The sequence below is a fragment of the Micromonospora sp. WMMD964 genome (assembly GCF_029581455.1).
GTDB lineage: Bacteria > Actinomycetota > Actinomycetes > Mycobacteriales > Micromonosporaceae > Micromonospora.
In genome coordinates this window covers 4,810,027-4,824,807 of record NZ_CP120860.1, presented here as the reverse complement: position 1 = coordinate 4,824,807, position 14,781 = coordinate 4,810,027, and the positions used below count along the sequence as shown (strand labels likewise).

Below are 14,781 nucleotides of genomic sequence, written 5' to 3'. Positions count from 1 at the left end.
GTCGACGTCATGGCGAGCGGTGCCGAACTGCTGCATCCAGTCGTACTGCATCACATCGTCAACTCGCTGCAGTGGCCGGCACTACGACCGTTGCAACAAGCCGCCGTGCAACCACTGCTGGCCGGCGAGGACGCACTTCTGCTGGCCCCCACCGCCGGCGGTAAGACCGAGGCGGCGGTGTTCCCGCTGCTCTCGCGGATGGCGCAGGAGAATTGGTCGGACACTTCCGTCCTCTACATCTGCCCACTGAAGGCGCTGCTCAACAATCTCCTGCCGCGGCTGGAGAGCTACGCGGCATGGCTCGGGCGCCGCGCGGCGCTCTGGCACGGCGATGTGACGATAGGTCGGCGACGCGCGATCCTCCGCGAGAGGCCCGACATCCTGCTGACCACTCCAGAGTCGCTGGAGTCGATGTTGGTCAGCAGCGTTGTCGACCACGACGTGTTCTTCAGCCGACTTCAGGTGATCGTGGTCGACGAAGTTCACGCCTTCGCGGGAGATGACCGAGGTTGGCACCTGCTGGCTGTGTTGGAACGCCTCGGCCGGGTGGCGGGACGACCGCTACAGCGGATCGGACTCTCGGCGACTGTGGGCAACCCGGACGAGTTGTTGGCCTGGTTGCAGGGCTCGGGTCACGGCCGGCGGTCCGCGTCCGTGGTGGCACCCGATCGTCATCCGGTGACGCCGGTGTCGCGCCCATCGGGTGAGGTTGAGCTGGACTATGTCGGGTCCGTGCACAACGCGGCGAAGGTCATCGCGGCACTGCATCACGGGCAGAAGCGTTTGGTCTTCTGCGATTCTCGGGCCCTGGTGGAGGATCTCGGCCAGCGGTTGCGCGCCCTCAATGTGACGACGTTCCTCTCCCACGCGTCGCTCTCGGTCGATGAGCGGCGTCGGGCCGAGGAGGCCTTCGCGCAGGAGCGGAACTGCGTCATCGTCGCCACCAGCACACTGGAGCTCGGCATCGACGTGGGTGACCTCGACCGTGTCATCCAGATCAACGCCCCACGGAGCGTCGCGGCATTCCTGCAGAGGATCGGCCGGACGGGCCGGCGCCCCGGCAGCAGTCGCAACTGCCTCTTCCTCGCCTTGGACGGGGAAGGCCTGCTGCATGCCGCTGGCTTGCTGAATCTATGGGCACAGGGTTGGGTCGAGGCGGTCGTACCTCCGCCTGAGCCGCGGCACATAGTGGCCCAGCAGATGCTGGCGCTCGCGCTCCAGAAGCACCGAATCGGTGACAACCTCTGGTCGCAGGAGTGGAACGGCCTGATGCCGTTCGACAACAGCGCGGATGTGATCGTTCGTCACCTCGTCAAGTGTGGTTTTCTCGATATCGACTCCGGGATGCTCTTCATCGGGCCAGAAGCTGAATCGCGCTTCGGGCATCGGCACTTCATGGACATGTTGGCGGTGTTCACCGCACCACCGCAGTTCACCGTGCTGGCTGGTCGTAGCGAGATCGGCCGGACCGATCCCGCACTGTTGACGGCCAAGGTGCTCGGTCCCCGGCTACTGCTACTCGCTGGCCGAAGCTGGCGCGTCACCCATGTCGACTGGAGGCGTCAACGCTGCTTCGTGGAGCCGGCCGAGGGCGGTGGAAGGGCCCTCTGGATGACCGACGGATCACCGCAGGGACTGTCGTTCCGGATGGTTCGGGCAATGCGGGATGTGCTGCTCGGTGCCGACCCGCCGGTCGCCCTCACCGGTCGGGCGAAGAGCAGACTCGCTGTTCTACGGGACGAGGCTGCCCCTGTCGTGCATCCCGCTGGCCCGGTGCTGGTCAGAGACGGCGACGGTGAGGTGCGTTGGTGGACCTGGGCAGGCTTTCGCGCCAATGCCACTTTGATCGCCACGTTGAGTGAACTCGCTGATCCGGGCCAACGGTACGACGACGCCTCCATCCGGCTGCGGCCGGATGTGGACCGCGCAATGGTGCATCAGGCCATGGCAGATGCGGCCGATCGGATCTGCCTGCCCGACGTGGCCGGTAAGGCGCTTGCCGGTCTCAAGTTCAGTGCCGCCTTGCCGGAGCGACTCGCCGTCGCCACCCTGGCCTCCCGACTGGCGGACATCCCGGCAGCCCAGGCAGTTCTCGCCGAACCTGTGCAGATGACGCATCTCTCCCCAGCCTGATCGGTCCTGACTGCGTACCCGGCTGTGTCAGCCTCCTCCGTATACCACAACCGCAGGGGCATCGGGCTGCCGTGCACAAGTGCGTTCGCTGTCCACAGCAGCCCTCGCCTTGATGGCGATCAGAGGCACGGTGGGCTCGTGGACGTTCGCTTGCAAGCCCTGCTTGATCGACGTGGCGGCCTTGCCATACGGCGCGAGATGCTCAGCGTGGCGCCGCCCTGGGTGCTTCAGGGCGCCTGCCGGGCCGGACGGCTGGTACGGGTGCTACCCGGGATCTACGTTGACGCCGCGTTGGTCCGTGAGGCGGACCCCGGCCTGCCGCCGCTGGCCCGGGTCGGGCCCGAGATGGCGCGACGGGCGGCGCTGGCGTACACCGGAGGGCGGGCGGCGTTGAGTCGCCTCACCGCGCTCGACGTGTGGGGACTCCGCTGCCAGGCGACCGGCGAGCCGGTGTATCTGGACCTGCCCAGCGGGGCGGGGCTACGGGGTCGCCCCCAACTCGTGGTGCGCCACCGGTCCGACTTCGCGGTGGCACCACCGTACGCGGTGACCCGGAACGGATTGCCGGTCACCCGGCTCGACCGGACCCTGGTGGACTGTTGGCCGCTGCTGCCGTCGGTCGACCGGTCGGGGCCGCTCATCCGTGCGGTCAACGACCGGCTCACCACCCCGCAGCGCCTGGTCACCGCGCTCGCGGAGGTGCCGAGGGTTCCCGACCGTGCGGCGCTGTGTGGTCTGCTGGACCGGCTCGCGGCGGGTTGCCGGAGCGCGCTGGAGATCTGGGGCCATGACCACGTCTTCACCGGCCCGGGGATGCCGACGTTCGCCCGGCAGGTGCGGGTGCAGGTCGGCGGCCGAACCTTCTACCTGGACCTGTTCGCCGAGGCGGAGCGGGTCGACATCGAGCTGGACGGCGCGACCAGCCATGGCGATCCGGCTGAACGTGAGATCGACCTGCGTCGAGATGCACTGCTTGCCACCATCGGAATCCTCGTTGTCCGGTTCACGCATCGCCGCCTCGTCACGGATCCGCTCCAGGTCCGTCAGGAGACCCTCGACATCCTCGCGGCCCGACGCCGTTGGCCCATGATCAAGTGATGAGAAAGAGCTCTGAGAGCGCCCCGAAACCTACTTTTCATCACTTGATCATGGAGGGGCGAGGGCGGGGGCGAGGGCGAGGGCGGGGGCGAGGAGCGACCGGGGCAGGGGTGACGGGTGCGGCTCAGTCGGTGGTGGGCGGGGCGGGGCCGGGCTGGGCAGGGATCGGGGGTGTGGTCGGCGGGTCTGGTGGGTGGTCGCCGTGGCGGCGGAGGAGGTCGGTGATCCAGCGGGCGGCTTCCCGTTGCGCCGTGAGCAGTTGGTCGCGGGCGTCGGCCACGTCCTGGTCGTCGGCGTCGTCGCTGAGGATGGTCGCCCACTGGCGGCTCAGGTGTTCGGCGTACCGGGCTTTGCGGAGTTGCTCCTCGAACTGGTATTCGAGTTCCACCATCCGGTCGACGTGCGGCTGGAGCGCCGGCATGATCCGCTCGTCGAGGCGGACGGCGGCGTCGGGGCGGCAGGTGATGACGATGTCGCCCCGCTGGTAGTGCCACCGGGGGTCTTCGGCCAGCGCCTGCTGCAACGCCACCTCCAGGTCAGCGGCCCGGTGTGGGGGCAGGTCCCGGGCGGCGTCGGCGGCGAGGCGGGTCAGCCGCTGGATCGCGTTGGGTTGGAAGTACTGCACGTACCAGCTCAGCACCTCCGCCCGCATGGTCGCCGGTGACGACCAGGCGAAGGTGGCGCGGACGTAGAACGAGTACACGTAGCCCTTGGCGGGCACGGCGATCAGTCGGGGCGCGTCGCGCTGCTCGATGAGGGGGCCGGACGGTGCCGGTGCGGCAGCGGGTCCGACGGGTGCCTCGTCCTGGAGCGCGGCGACAAGTCGATCCCAGCTCCGCGCCCACCACCGCCAACCGCGGACACTGCCGTCGCGGGCGGCGACCAGCGCGCGGGTGCCTCGGCGCCGCCACTGCACAGGGGGCCTCGGCCTGCCGTCGGGGGCGTCCGTCATGGCACCCCTCCACGGCCTCGGATCCGCGTCCCACGCTAACAACCAATGCCCGATATGCCCGTAGCCACGCCGTCGGCGGGCCGGGCCGGGAGCGCCGTCGACGACGAAGCCGCTACGACGACCACGCCGTCGGCGGGCCGGGCCGGGAGCGCCGTCGACGACGAAGCCGGTACGACACCACGCCGTCGTCTGGTGATCGTCGGGGCGTCGCGTGCCGGTCAGCCCGGGACGACATCCTGCCCGGGTGCGCACACTGCCGACCGTCTTCGCGTACCGGCTGCTCGGGGGCGTCGGTGCCACGCTGCTGTCCGGCGCCGGCCTGGCCGCCGGGGCGCTGCCCGTCGGCGCGCACTGGGCCTGGTGGAGCGCGCTGCGGCAGCTCGCCGGGCCGGGGCTGCTCTGCGGGTACGCCGGCCTGACCCTCCTCGTCGCCGCCTGGTGGTGGGCGGGGCGGCACCGGCACGCACCCGACGAGGTCGTGGACCGGCGGTCGGCCGCGCTCACCCTGGCCTGCTGGGCGGGGCCGCTGCTGGTGGCGCCGCCGTTGTTCAGTCGGGACGCGTACAGCTATCTGGCGCAGGGCGCCATGGTCCTCGCCGACATCGACGTGTACCGGCACGGGGTGGCCCAGTTGGGCGGCGCGTTGGCGGTGGAGGTGCCGCAGATGTGGCAGCAGACCCCCGCGCCGTACGGGCCGGTGTTCCTCGCGGTGGCGGCCGCGGTCAGCGGGGCGACCGGCGGTGAGCTGGTGCTGGGCGTGCTCGGCCTCCGGTTGGTGGCGGTGGCCGGGGTGGCGCTGCTGGTGGCGTACCTGCCCCGGCTGGCCCGGCACTGCGGTGTCGACCCGTCGGCGGCGCTCTGGCTGGGCGTGCTCAACCCTCTCGTACCGTTGCATCTCATCGCCGGGGCGCACAACGAGGCGGTGATGCTGGGGTTCCTGGTGGCCGGGCTCAGCCTCGCCTTCGAGCACCGCTACGGCGCGGCGACCGTGCTGGTCACCCTCGCCGCGCTGGTCAAGGTGCCGGCGGTGGTCGCGCTGCTGGTGGTCGTGTCGCTCGCCGCGCGGCACCGTGGACTGTCGACCTCGGTGGCGCGCACGGCCGGGGTCGCGGTGGGCACCGCCGCCGCGGTCACCTGGGCCACCGGCATCGGGTACGGGTGGGTCGGCGCGCTCGGCACTCCGATGTACCGGCACAGCTGGTCGGTGTCCAGCGCGCTCGGTCGGGTGGCGGTGCGGGCGGCCGGGCGGTCCGGTCTGCACCTGGGCGACGCCCCGATGCGGTTCTGCCTGGCGTTGGGGGTGGCCGCCGTACTGGCGGTGGCGGTCGCCGCGTGGTGCCATCGGCGGCGACTCGGCCCGGCGTACGCGCTGGGGTTGGTGCTGCTGGCGGCGGCGCTGCTCGGCCCGGCTACCCGGCCCTGGTACGCGCTCTGGGGTCTGGTCCTGGTCGCGGCGGCGGCCCACGGGCGGGCCCGACCGGTGGCGGCGTCGGGGGCGGTGGTGCTCGCGTTCGTGGCGCTGCCCAGTGGGTTCGGACCGGACGCGGGGCAGGCGATGCTGGCCGCCGCCGGGGTGCTGGTGGGGCTGCTCGCGGTCGGTTCACTGCGCCTGCTGGTGCCACCGGCCGCCGTGCGGGTGGTGCGATGAGCGCCGACCGGCGTCGGGCGGCCACGGTGGCGGTGCTGGCCGCCGTCCTCACGGTGGCCATCGCGGTGCTCCCCGGTCACCGGGGGTGGTTCGACGTCGGCGTCTACCACGGCGCGGTCGGGCACTGGGCGCGCGGCGGTGACCTGTACGAGTGGACCACCGGCAACGGTTACGGCTTCACCTACCCGCCGTTCGCCGCCGCGAGCATGCTGCCGATGGCGGCGCTGGCCTGGTACCCGACGATCGTGGCGAACCTGCTGCTCACCGCCCTGGCCGTCGCGTTCCTGCTGCACCTGCTCGTGGACCCGGTGGCCCGACGCCACGGGTGGAGTCGCTGGTACGCGCTCGCGCTGTCGTGCTGTCTGCTGGCCGGTCTGAACCCGGTGCGGGACACGGTCAGCTTCGGGCAGGTCAACCTGGTGCTGGTGGCGCTGGTCTACCTCGACCTGTGGTTGGTGGAGCGGGGCAGTCGGCTCGCCGGCGTCGGGACCGGGCTGGCCGCCGCGGTCAAGCTCACCCCGGCGGTCTACATCGGCTATCTGCTGGTCACCGGGCGCTGGCGGGCCGCCGCCACGGCCATCGGCACCGCCGTCACCGCGACCGCCGTCACGGCCGCGCTCGCGCCCGACGCCACCCGCACGTTCTTCACCGAGGCGCTGTGGGACACCGACCGGGTGGGCCGGTTGGCGTACGTGTCGAACCAGTCCCTGCTGGGCGTGGTCGCCCGGCTCGACCCGACGCACCCGGACCGGCGGCTGTGGGTGGCGCTGGTCGCCGTCGTGCTGGTGGTGTGGGCGACGCGGGTACGCCGGGCGGTGCGCCTCGGCGAGGAACGGGCCGGATTCGCCTTGACCGGTGTGGTCGCGTGCCTGGTCAGCCCGGTCACCTGGGTGCACCACCTGGTGTGGTTGGTGCCGGGGTTGGTGGTGCTCGCGGCGTCCACGCTGCCGTGGCCGCCGGTCGAGCCGAGCGCCCGTCGTCGGGCACGTGCGGGCGTCGCCGGGTACGTCGTGCTCTGCAGCGGGCTGGTCTGGGTCTTCGCCAACGGGTCGGCCGGGCCGCTGGGGTTCCTCGGCGCCAACGCGTACGTCTGGGTCGGCATCGGGATGCTCGTGCTGCTTCCGGTCGGGCACGCGAGCCCGGTCACCGCCGACAGCCTGATGCCACAGAGGCATCTTGATGCCGGAGTGGCATCAGGCTCGTCCGAGGACATGCCGCCCCTGCTCCGTTGACCGCGTGCTCAGTTCCCGACAGTCGGGGCGGTACGCGGGGCCGGTGACGGTGGTGGTGACGGTCGGGTGACGGGCTCTTCGCGATCCTCGTGCCGAGCCGGGCACTGTGCGTCGGCGCGGGCAACGGGGAGGCCGTGCGGTGGACTTCGTCGACGGGGTGCTGGTGCGGTTGGCCGACCCGGGCACCCGCGCGTCGCTCTTCGACGACGCGTCGCTGGCGCACCTGGTCGAGGCCGCGTACGACACCGAGGCGATGCCCGTCGCGCCGCCGTACGCGGCGGTCTTCGACGAGCTGACCCTCGGCTTCGCCGCCGCCCCCGTCACCGTGGCCGAGGGGGAGTGGCTGGGCTCCGGCGGCACCACCCGCACCGAACTGCGCGTACGCCTGCACGGCCTGGGCGGCTCGGCGCTGCGCATCGACGCGTTGTGGCGGGGCAGTCTGGTGGTGCGGTCCAGCGCCGCCCGGGACCGGGTCGAGGACCTCGACGTGGCGGTGCCCGCGTTCGACGTGGACCCGCAGATCATCGCCGACCTGGGCGCGTTGCCGACCGATCCGGCGCAGTTGGAGGCCGAGCGCCGCACGCGGCTGGTGACCCGGCTACGGGCCCGGCTGCACCAACCGGCCGCGTTCACCGACGCGCACCTGGACCGGCTGCTCGCGGGGATCGGCGCCACGAACGCCGGTGACCTGGTGACACGGATGCGCGGGCAGGCCGCCGGTGCCACCGTGAAGCTTCGCTACGCCGCGCCGTCGGCCGCTCCACCCACCCCGCGCCCACTGCCGTTCGCCGCCGCCGTGCTGGTCCGCGACAAGGGTTTCTCCCTGGCCGACCTGCTCGTCGAGACCCGCCTGGTGCGGGCCCGCGCCGAGGAGTCGGGGCTGGACGTGCCCGCGCCGGACGACGTCCGGCGACGACACCGGGTGGTCGCCGTCTGGGTGGTCCCGGTCGAGACGTTCGACGACGACGGGTGGCCCGGCGGCGACACCGGCACCGACGCACAGAAGCGGGCCGCCCGGTTCGCGAGGGCCGGCCAGTGGCTCGCCCGCAGCGGCATCGGGCTCGCCGCCGTCTCGACCTGAGAACTCAGACCAGTAGCGACATCGTCCGGGAGGACCCGTGGCACCGACAGCAGCATTCCCGTTCATCGAGGTCCGGATCGTGCCACCACCGGCCCCGCTGGCGCAGCGCTCCCCGGGCGTCATCGCCGTGGTGGGCAAGGCGCCGTCCACTGCCGACGGCGGCTCGGCGCCGACGAACACGCCGGTGCGGATCGAGACCCTCGACGACGCGGTCACCAACTTCGCCCGCCGGCAGGCCGGCAACGTGGTCCGCAACGCCCTCTACAACTCGCTGGAGTTGGCGTTCCTGCAGGATCCGCGCCCGGCCAAGGTGTACGGGGTCAAGGTCGCCGGTGACGACTACGCCGCCGCGCTCGGCGGTCTGGAGGCCGCCGACGACGTGACGATGGTGTCGCTGGCCAACGAGTCGAGCGTCGGCAACCCCGCCGGCGCGGGCGCACCCACCGGACTGCACGCCCTGAAGGCGCACGTGGAGACGATGTCCGCGGCCGGCCAACGGCGGATCGGCTTCGCCATGGTCAACCCGGCCACCGACAAGAGCCCCACCTACGTCACGGACGTCACGGCCACCGCGAACCCGCTCAAGAGCAGCACCAGCCGGATGGTGATGATCGCCGCCCGGGGCGCGGACGGCGACGCGGCCACCGCCGCGATGGCCGCCGTGGCCGGCCTGCCGGTGCACCACAGCATCGTGCTCAAGAAGATCCGCGGGGTCGCCATGCCGGTCGCCGAGCAGTACAGCCCGGCCGAGATCAAGGGCCTCTCCGAGGCCAACCTCACGCCGATCATCGATCCGACCCTGATCACCGGGGAGAGCCTGCACTTCGCCGACGGGCGACTGTTCACCTCCGACGCCAGCCTGCTGCACGTCGACCTGGTGCGCACCCTCGACCAGATCGAGTTCATGCTGCGCGCCGGCCTGATCGGCCTGGTCGGCGACGCGCGGATCACCAAGCCCGGCATGACGCTGCTGAAGACCCAGGTCGACGGCATCCTCGGCCCCCTCAAGCGGCAGGCGGTGATCGACGACTACACCATCGAGATCCCGGTGCTGGACATCCTCACCATCCCCGAGGTCGCGCGTACCGCCACCGACACCTCGATCGTCACCGCCGCCCGGGCCGACCGCACCGTCGACCTGGTCGTCACCGTCACGTACGGCCCGGCCGTGAGCCGCCTGCTGGTCACGCTCGTGGCCAAGTTCTGACCCGGAGGAACCAGACCATGGAGTGGAAGACCCGCCTCGCGGTGCAGTACACCAAGGGCACCGAGACGGTGCTGATCAGCCCCATCGACTCGTTCAGCCCGTCCTTCTCGCTCAACGTCGAGGCGTTGCACTCGTGCGAGGTGACGCACCTGGGTGTCATCCACGCGCCGGTGTCGATGAACTTCACCATGACCGTCAAGGCGATCGGGGACGTCGCCGGCCGGCTCACCAAGCTGGCCCTCGACGGGGAGTTGTTCGACATCGCGCTGCTGGAGCACACCGGCGACGACTGGGCGTTCTCGTCCTTCGTCCTACGGGACTGCCTGATCACCAGCGCCACCCCGACCACCGCCACCATCTCCGGCGCTCCGGCGGCGACCTTCAGCGGCTTCAGCCTGGCCGCCTCGGTCGACCCGAAGACCGGCGACCCGTCCGTCCTGCCGTAACCCCACCACGATCAACCGGAGGTAGCGAATGGCGACCGGTGCTGGCCGTGCCGCCCGGGTCACCCGTACCGGGCTGGCCCTGGTGCACGCGGGCGAGGTGGTGCTGCCGGCGGCCGGTAGCGAGGCCGAGGCCGAGCAGGTCGCCGAGGACGACCGCGCGGTCATCGCGTACCACTTCCCGGTGGAGATCGAGGTGGTCGCGGCCGGCGGCGCCCTCGACGCCGACGCGCTCGCCGACCTCGCGCTGGCCCGCCTCGCCGAGCACCTGGACGGGCGGTCCTGACGGTGGCCATCTCGGTGCACGTGCCGGTGCGGATCCGGCTGGACGCCCGGTCGGTGACCGAGCGGCCGGAGGCTGTGACCGAGGCGCTCGACGCGGCCATGGCCCGCGCGTTGGAACGCTCCCGCCGCGAGGTGGTCGCGCCCCGCGGCGGCTACCTGGAGGTACGCGCCGAAGCGCCGGAGTTCGGTTGGACCGGCGCGGGCGTGCAGGGGGTGTCCCCGGACGACCGGCGGGCGTTCGAGGCCCGGCTGCGCCGGCGCATCGACGAGGTGGTCACCGCGGCGCGACTGGACCCGGGCCTGCCGCCCGGGGTGGCCGTGCCGTTGAGTGAGCCGGCGGAGGAGCTGTTCGACCCGCAGCGGATGCGTCACCTCCTCGCGGTCTACCGGGTGCCGTCCTACGACGACGGTGGGGACGCCGCCGAGGTGCCGGTGGACGGCGACGAACCGCCTGCGGTCACCCACCAGTGGCTGTTGCGGCCGGTCACCCACCTCGTGGGTCACTTCGCCGAGCTGGCCCGGGAGGCGGTACGCCAGCACGGTGGCCTGCCGTCGGGCACCCCGCAGGGCGTCATCGCCCGGGTGATCGACCCCGGCGGCCGGCAGGTGTGGCTGGTCCTGGTGACCACCACGCCGTTGTCGTACCTGACCTTCGACTCGTTCGGTGAGACGGTGTTCCGGGCCACCCCGCAGCCGCACTTCGAGGTGGAGGCGCGGGTGCCCAGCCCGCAGCCCGGGACGGTGGAACGTCGGCCGGTCACCGACCGGGCCGGGCTGGTGGCCATGGTGGACGACGAGATCGGCGACGACATCCGGCGGCGGCTGCGGATCGCCCAACCACGCGGCGAGACGACAAGCGTCGAGGAGTACCGGGCGCAGGTCGAGCGGGCCGTCGACGTGGAGGTGGCCAGGCGGGTCGACGCGATCCTCGCCTCGGTGGGTGGGGCGCTGCCGACAAGCCTGGTGGTGGTTCGCGTCGGCGGGATGTCGCTGCTGCTGGTGGGCACCGAGGAGACCGACAGCACGCTGCACTGGACCGGTACGGCGAACCTGTTGCCGATCAGCGTCGAGCACCGACCGGCCACCCCACCCGATCCGAACGCGCCGTTCGGGGGAAGCATCGGCGACGGCAGCGGCGCGGGCGCGGGCAGTGGATCCGGCCCCGGCAGCGGACCCGGTGGTACGAGCAGCGGGCCAGGTGGCAGCGGGCCGGGTGGCCTGGGCACCGGCACCGGACCCGGCGGGGGTGCCGGTGGCAGCGGGGACGGCACCGGCGGGGCACGTCGGGGCGGGTTCGTCTTCGACCCGAGCACCCCCAGCGCCCCACCCGGCACCGACGGTCGACGGTTCCCCGCCGTCACCGGCGCACACTCCGAGATGCCGGCCTGCGCCCCCTTCAACGGCGAACCGGAACTGGCCGCGCTCGGCCCGGACGGCGACGAGCTGCGCCGACTGATGGACGACATCGCGTTCCGGCTCCAGATGGGCGAGCCCTGCCGGTATCCGGCGAACTTCTGCCTCCAGGCCGCCGCCATGCTGCGCGGTCGGGCCGCGGCGATCAGCCTGCTGGTCGGCTCGGCCGAGCGGGAGGCGTTCGCCCGACCCGTGCCGGAGGGCACCGGACGGCTCGGCCCGCTGGACTTCCGGCCGGTCGCCTCGCCCGCCGTGCAGTTCCTGCGCCACCTGGCCGGGGTGGTGCCCCGCCTGGACCGCCTCGCCCAACTCGTGATGGGCCGCTACAGCCGGCCCGAGCACTTCGCCCGGATCCAGGGCGGCTGGATCGACACGTCCGCGTCCTGGAACCTGCACTTCGTCCAGCCGTTCAGCGCGGCCGTGAAGGGCGCCGTCGGGCAGCTCTTCGTCGTCGGAAGCCAGGCGATGCTCGTGCAACTGCTGCTCAGCTCGCGGACCGGCATCGACGCGCGGATCACCAACTTCGACAGGTACGCCCCGATCTTCGAGCGGTTGATCGTCTCCCAGCTCACCGACTACGCCGAGTTGCAGGGGTTGCGGGAGCGGCTGCGCCGCCACGAGGCCGCCCGGTGGGTGTCTGCGCACACCGACCTCGGCGGCGGCGCCGTCGCCACGCTGAGCATGGCCAACCCGTCCACCGCCTGGTACGGGGCCGCCCGCGCCATCTCCAGCGCGTTCCTCGCCACCGAGGCCGCCCTGAGCAGCCCCGGCGCGGCCAGCGAGATCGTCGAACGTGACGGCACCACCCGGATCCGCGACTCGCACGCGGTGCTCTGGACCCTCGCGGAGATCGAACAGGCGCTGGTCATCCAGCGCGGCGAGGCCGAGGGCATCGACCCGCTGGTCAAGCAGATCACCGACCTGCCCGACGTGCTGGCCCGCTTCGCCGGTAACCGCGCAGCGATCCGCGACGAGCTGTGGCGGGTGCTGCAGGACATGCGGCGCAACAACACCGAGATGCTCGGCCGTGCTCGCACCGACGCCCGGTTCGCGTTCCGGTCCAGCCGGATCAGCGAACACATCCCGTCGGCGACGATCCCCGGCGGCCGGTTCGCGCTGCAGGGCATCCACCTGGTGACCCACCAGCAGATCGGCGAGTTCTTCGGCGGCAACCTCTACTACGCGACAGGCGTCGACGACCTGTTCAGCACGGAACTGGGCCGGGAGGCGCTGAGCGCCTTCGCCACCATGGTGGGGATCATCGCGCTGTCCGTCCTCTGCCCACCGCTGGGCTTCGTCGTCGGGGTGGCCGTCGCCGCCGTCGACGTGGCGCACGCCCACCAGCGCGAGCGCCTGTACGGCTCCATGCTCGACCCGGAGCTGGTGCTCACCCGCACCGAGGTCGAGGTCGAGCTGTTCGCCGCGTACCTCGGGCTGGCGATGTCGTTGATCCCGGAGGCCGGCACCATCGGCGGCGCGGCCGTGCGCGGCGGCCGGGTCGCCCTGCGCTTCGGCGTCCGCGCCGGGCTGCGCGCCGCCCGGGGGTACGTGGTACGCCGCGTCACCCGGCAGATCGTCGAGGCCGCGTCCCGCGACCTGCTCCAGAGCTTCCTCAGCGAGATCCTGCTCAACGAGGTGCTGGAACGGGTCGTGCAGAAGCTGATGGAGCCGATCCTCACGTACGTGGAACGCGAGGCGATGCTCAGCGGCGCGGTCGGCGGCCCGGAGGGCGCCCGGTTCATCCTCATGGTGCTCGACTCCCCGCCCGGTGGCGCCGCCGCCGGGCCGCGCGTACCGGTGGTGCGGCCGTGACCGGGCCGCGCCGGTTCCGCGCCGGCCGGTTCCTCGACGCCGCCGCCGTGCACGCCGCCGCCGACGCGAACCCCCGGCTGCGCCGCTTCATGCGCACCGTCGCGGAGCACAGCGAGGCCGGTGAGGTGCGCTCGCGGCGGCTGCTGGAGCACCTCATCCGCCGCATCGTGGACGACGTCGGTGACCTGCACCTGGGCAACGCGCTCAACCGGTTGGAACGCATCGCCGTGCTGCGCGACAACATCGCCGCGATCCTCGACCACGTGCTGGAGGGCGGCACCCTGCCCGAGGGAGTGCGGGTGGCCACCCTCGGCGAGTACTTCGACCAGCTCAGCACCGAGATGCGCGAGCTGAGCCGACCCCGCGACGGCATCGTCGGCGACGCACCGCTGCGGTTGGCCGACGACGCGGGCGCGTACGCCGACTCGCTGCTGCGCGAGTTCGACGCCGGCAGCGGCGCGGCCGGCCGGCACGTCGAGCCCGCCGCGATGGTCGGCGACGCGTTCCGGGCCATGCCGGCGGACCGGCAGGCCGCGCTGCGCCGCGCCGCCGAGCTGGAACCGGCCGCGCTGTGGCGCACGGTGGCCGCCGAGAGCGAGAGCGCCAAGCGGGCCGCCGTCGCGGACCTGGAGACCCGCCTCGGCGGACGGTTGACCCCCGACGAGCTGGCGCGGCTGCGAACCGCCGTCGACGACCTCGGTCGGGCCCGCTCCCGCGCCCTGCAGGTGAGCGACGCCCGGCTCGCCGAGGCCCTCGCCCGGATCGGGGACGCGGACCTGCGGGCGGTGGTGGCCGGCGGCGACGTCTGGCTCACCCAGCAACTCGCCCTGCACAACCCGGAGGCCCTGACCACCCTGTGGCGGCGTTTCCGCGACCGGGGTGGCCGCGCCGACGACGGCCCCGGCTTCCGCGCCTACCTGCGCCACGACATGGTCACCTACGGCCGGGGTGTCCTCGGCGAGTACAGCGCCGCGTTCTCACTGAGCAGCGTCGAGCTGTTCCTCAAGGGCCCGGACGCCAACGTCAAGGTCGCCGGCACCGACCTGGTCGGCATCGGGCACGACGGGTGGGTGTGGCTGATCGACGACAAGTCGCACCGGGCCACCAGCGTCACCGGGGTCAGCGCGCTCACCGACAACCTCGTCGCCAACCTGCGCCGAGACGCCGCCGACTTCCGCGACGCCATCACCCGGCTGCACCGCGACGACCCCGGGTTCACCCCCGACCCGCGGATCCTCGACGCGATCTCCCGGATGGAGGACGCCGCCGCCGAGATCGACCGGATCAACCGGCGCGGCTCCGCGTCCACCCGACCCGCGCGGATCAGCGCCGCGCTGGCCGAGCGTCGGCTGCGGCTTCGCGTCACCAGCGCCGCCGGTGAGGTACGCGAGATCACCCAGGCCCTGCGCGACCTCGGCCTGGCCGTCGAACCCACCGGTGCACCGGTGCCACTGCCACCCGTCGGAGGGCGCTGAGC

General features: G+C 72.5%; 11 protein-coding genes. 10 read left to right on the top strand and 1 reads right to left on the bottom strand.

Translation table 11 applies throughout. The features are described from left to right. Positions 1 to 9 precede the first annotated feature (9 nt). Positions 10 to 2,133 carry a DEAD/DEAH box helicase gene (locus O7616_RS22210; protein WP_282303747.1) on the top strand — a complete coding sequence of 708 codons (2,124 nt, stop codon included), beginning with the start codon at positions 10 to 12 and terminating at the stop codon, positions 2,131 to 2,133. A gap of 198 nt (positions 2,134 to 2,331) precedes the next feature. Next, a complete protein-coding gene (locus tag O7616_RS22205; protein ID WP_282303746.1) occupies positions 2,332 to 3,231 on the top strand; it encodes a DUF559 domain-containing protein in 900 nt (299 codons plus the stop codon). A 124-nt stretch (positions 3,232 to 3,355) separates the two neighbouring features. Here the strand turns inward: O7616_RS22205 and O7616_RS22200 are convergent, their stop codons facing one another. Further along, positions 3,356 to 4,183 (bottom strand): hypothetical protein, encoded by an 828-nt coding sequence (locus O7616_RS22200; protein WP_282303745.1) that lies wholly within the window; start codon positions 4,181 to 4,183, stop codon positions 3,356 to 3,358. 244 nt (positions 4,184 to 4,427) lie between these two features. Between O7616_RS22200 and mptB the strand changes: the two genes are divergently transcribed. The 8 genes from mptB to O7616_RS22160 all read left to right on the top strand — a co-directional run bounded on the left by mptB (position 4,428) and on the right by O7616_RS22160 (position 14,779). After that, the gene (gene mptB, locus O7616_RS22195) at positions 4,428 to 5,831 is read left to right on the top strand and encodes a polyprenol phosphomannose-dependent alpha 1,6 mannosyltransferase MptB (protein ID WP_282303744.1); all 1,404 of its coding nucleotides are present in this window, start codon (positions 4,428 to 4,430) and stop codon (positions 5,829 to 5,831) included. Continuing rightward, positions 5,828 to 7,063 (top strand): glycosyltransferase 87 family protein, encoded by a 1,236-nt coding sequence (locus O7616_RS22190; RefSeq protein WP_282303743.1) that lies wholly within the window; start codon positions 5,828 to 5,830, stop codon positions 7,061 to 7,063. Before mptB ends, O7616_RS22190 begins: the two co-directional genes overlap by 4 nt. A gap of 139 nt (positions 7,064 to 7,202) precedes the next feature. Beyond that, on the top strand, positions 7,203 to 8,144 hold the full coding sequence (locus O7616_RS22185) for a hypothetical protein (protein ID WP_282303742.1): 942 nt from the start codon (positions 7,203 to 7,205) through the stop codon (positions 8,142 to 8,144). A 37-nt stretch (positions 8,145 to 8,181) separates the two neighbouring features. Next, on the top strand, positions 8,182 to 9,351 hold the full coding sequence (locus O7616_RS22180) for a hypothetical protein (protein WP_282303741.1): 1,170 nt from the start codon (positions 8,182 to 8,184) through the stop codon (positions 9,349 to 9,351). A gap of 17 nt (positions 9,352 to 9,368) precedes the next feature. After that, positions 9,369 to 9,797 carry a hypothetical protein gene (locus O7616_RS22175; protein ID WP_282303740.1) on the top strand — a complete coding sequence of 143 codons (429 nt, stop codon included), beginning with the start codon at positions 9,369 to 9,371 and terminating at the stop codon, positions 9,795 to 9,797. Between the two features lie 28 nt (positions 9,798 to 9,825). Continuing rightward, the gene (locus O7616_RS22170) at positions 9,826 to 10,080 is read left to right on the top strand and encodes a hypothetical protein (protein WP_282303739.1); all 255 of its coding nucleotides are present in this window, start codon (positions 9,826 to 9,828) and stop codon (positions 10,078 to 10,080) included. A 2-nt stretch (positions 10,081 to 10,082) separates the two neighbouring features. After that, on the top strand, positions 10,083 to 13,304 hold the full coding sequence (locus O7616_RS22165) for a hypothetical protein (protein ID WP_282303738.1): 3,222 nt from the start codon (positions 10,083 to 10,085) through the stop codon (positions 13,302 to 13,304). Further along, complete coding sequence (locus O7616_RS22160) at positions 13,301 to 14,779, top strand: hypothetical protein (RefSeq protein ID WP_282303737.1); 1,479 nt, start codon at positions 13,301 to 13,303, stop codon at positions 14,777 to 14,779. The genes O7616_RS22165 and O7616_RS22160 overlap by 4 nt, the downstream gene beginning before the upstream one ends. The last annotated feature ends 2 nt before the right edge of the window (positions 14,780 to 14,781 follow it).

Bases quoted from the DNA above. Each gene is read 5' to 3' on its own strand.
- O7616_RS22210 (WP_282303747.1), top strand. From the start codon at position 10: ATGGCGAGCGGTGCCGAACTGCTGCATCCAGTCGTACTGCATCACATC.
- O7616_RS22205 (WP_282303746.1), top strand. From the start codon at position 2,332: ATGCTCAGCGTGGCGCCGCCCTGGGTGCTTCAGGGCGCCTGCCGGGCC.
- O7616_RS22200 (WP_282303745.1), bottom strand. From the start codon at position 4,183: ATGACGGACGCCCCCGACGGCAGGCCGAGGCCCCCTGTGCAGTGGCGG.
- O7616_RS22190 (WP_282303743.1), top strand. From the start codon at position 5,828: ATGAGCGCCGACCGGCGTCGGGCGGCCACGGTGGCGGTGCTGGCCGCC.
- O7616_RS22175 (WP_282303740.1), top strand. From the start codon at position 9,369: ATGGAGTGGAAGACCCGCCTCGCGGTGCAGTACACCAAGGGCACCGAG.
- O7616_RS22170 (WP_282303739.1), top strand. From the start codon at position 9,826: ATGGCGACCGGTGCTGGCCGTGCCGCCCGGGTCACCCGTACCGGGCTG.